Origin of the sequence: Streptomyces aureus, from assembly GCF_001418135.1 — a bacterium.
Classification (GTDB): Bacteria; Actinomycetota; Actinomycetes; order Streptomycetales; family Streptomycetaceae; genus Streptomyces; species Streptomyces aureus_A.
The window spans coordinates 1-2,270 of sequence record NZ_LIPQ01000556.1 but is presented as its reverse complement, the minus strand read 5'-3'; the positions used below and the strand labels follow the sequence as shown (position 1 = coordinate 2,270).

General features: G+C 71.3%; 2 protein-coding genes. One reads left to right on the top strand and one right to left on the bottom strand.

Translation table 11 applies throughout. The features are described 5' to 3' along the window. Positions 1–346: 346 nt before the first annotated feature. Entirely contained in the window at positions 347–790 is a 444-nt protein-coding gene (locus AOK00_RS33800; protein ID WP_055603959.1) for an SRPBCC family protein, read from the bottom strand. 147 nt (positions 791–937) lie between these two features. Between AOK00_RS33800 and AOK00_RS33795 the strand changes: the two genes are divergently transcribed. Then, a complete protein-coding gene (locus tag AOK00_RS33795; protein WP_055603958.1) occupies positions 938–1,969 on the top strand; it encodes an Rv2578c family radical SAM protein in 1,032 nt (343 codons plus the stop codon). Positions 1,970–2,270: the final 301 nt, after the last annotated feature.

Genomic DNA, 2,270 nt, shown 5'->3' with positions numbered 1-2,270 from the left:
ATAAGAGGCAGGGGTGGGCTCGGTGGGCGGGCGGCCCGCGGCGAGCGGTACCGCGTCCGCCGGCACCTCTCCGTCCTCGGCGGATTTCACGATCGTGATCGCACCCACGTACCTGCTCCCCTCGTCACGGCGTCTGCGCCGCGCCATTCTTCGCATTGGGCACGAAGGGGGAGCAAGTCGGGCGGTACGGGGGGTCAGTGACGCCCGGGGGCCCGAACGGGCCTGCGGTACGGCGCACTTGGGTCGCTCATCAGCGCGTTTACAAGGGGGCCCGCGCCCCCGGCGCACGGGGGGCGCCGTTACGGGGGTGCGGGCGATCCACTCGAATCGGTGAACGCTCCGGGCGTTACTTCTCGACCTCGTCCGCCAGCTTGGCGAGAACGACGTCGTAGATCCGGCCGAGGCCCTTGGGCGCGAAGGTCCGCTCGAAGAAGCCGCCGACGCCGCCGGCGCCGTCCCAGACGGTGGTGACGACGGCGCGGGACTTGCCCTCGCCGGCGGGGGTCACGAGCCAGGTGGTGACCATGGAGGAGTTGCGGTCCTTCTCGACGAGCTGCCCGTCGGTGGGCTCGGTGACCTCCAGGAGGCAGTCGCGGACGCGCTTGCTGGTGGCCTGCAGCTTCCAGTGGACGAGGGTGCCCTCGCCGTCGCCGCCCTCGCGCACCTCGTACTCGCTGAAGTGCTCGGGGAGCAGCTTCGCGCGCGTGCCGCTGTAGTCGGCCAGCGCGTCGAACACCGTCTCCGCGTCGGCGGCGATGATCCGTTCCGTGGTGGCCTCGACCTGCGCCATTGACTTCCTCCAGCTCGTGGTTCCTCAGGGGTGTGGGCCTAGAGAACCACGTGGGCTCCGGGGCGCGAAATCCGGGTTGCAACGATCAAGGGAACAGGTGTTCTATTCTGAGCGAACGGTCGACGCAGAGCCATCGAGGAGGCGCCCGTGCGCTGGGACAATCTGGGCGACACCCCTGCCGCTCCCGCCGACATCGCCCTGTTCGGTACGGACGCGGTGACCACCCGGACCTTCGACACCCCCGAGTTCCGGGGCATCACCTTCCACGAGGTACGGGCCCGCTCGATCCTCAACAGGGTGCCCGGGGCCTCCCGCATGCCGTTCGAATGGACGGTCAACCCGTACCGGGGGTGCACGCACGCGTGTGTGTACTGCTTCGCCCGCAAGACCCACAGCTATCTCGACCTCGACACCGGGCTCGGCTTCGACTCCCAGATCGTCGTCAAGATCAACGCCCCGGAGCTCCTGGCCCGCCAGCTCTCCTCCGCCCGCTGGCAGGGCGCGCACATCGCGATGGGCACCAACGTCGACTGCTACCAGCGGGCCGAGGGCCGGTACGGCCTGATGCCGGGCATCCTCACCGCCCTGCGCGACCGCGCCAACCCCTTCTCGATCCTCACCAAGGGCACGCTGATCCTGCGCGACCTGGAGCTGCTCACCCAGGCCGCCCGGGTCACCGAGGTCGGCATCTCCGTCTCCGTCGGCTTCACCGACCAGGAGCTGTGGCGCACGATCGAGCCGGGCACCCCCTCCCCGCAGCGCCGGCTCGACGTGGTCCGGACGCTCGGCGCGCACGGCGTCGACTGCGGGGTCCTGATGGCGCCCGTGGTGCCCTTCCTCGGCGACCGGCCCGAGCAGCTCCGCGACACGGTCCGCGCGATCGCCGAGGCCGGGGCGAGTTCGGTCACCCCGCTCGTGCTGCACCTGCGGCCGGGCGCCCGCGAGTGGTTCATGCAGTGGCTGCGGCGCCACCACCCCGGCCTGGTGCGGCGGTACGAGCGGATGTACGCGGACGGGGCCTACGCGCCCACGTGGTACCAGCGCCGGATCACCCGTCAGGTGCACGAACTGGCCGCCGAGTTCGGTATCGGCCCCGCCCACCGGGGCGCGACGCGCCGGACACCCGTACCGGAGGGCCCGGAGACGGCGGCGGCGCCGGAACAGCTGACGCTCCTCTGAGCAGCCACCGCTTCCCGATCACCGGCGCTTCCCGATCACCGCCGCTTCCAGATCACCGCCGCTCCCCGGTCACCGGCGCTCCCCGGCCCTTGCGCCTCCGATCATCGGACCGGAACACCTGACACGCCGTCGGATGCCCGTCCGTTCGGGTCAACTCTGGCCGGAACAGGTCCTGTCACGCCCCGTTCGGGGCACGGACGCCCTATGACCCCACGCGCAGGAATGCTGATCGCCGCAGGAGCGCTGGTCGCCGGGACGGTCACCGTCCTGCCCGCCGCCCCCGCGGGCGCCGGTGACTTGC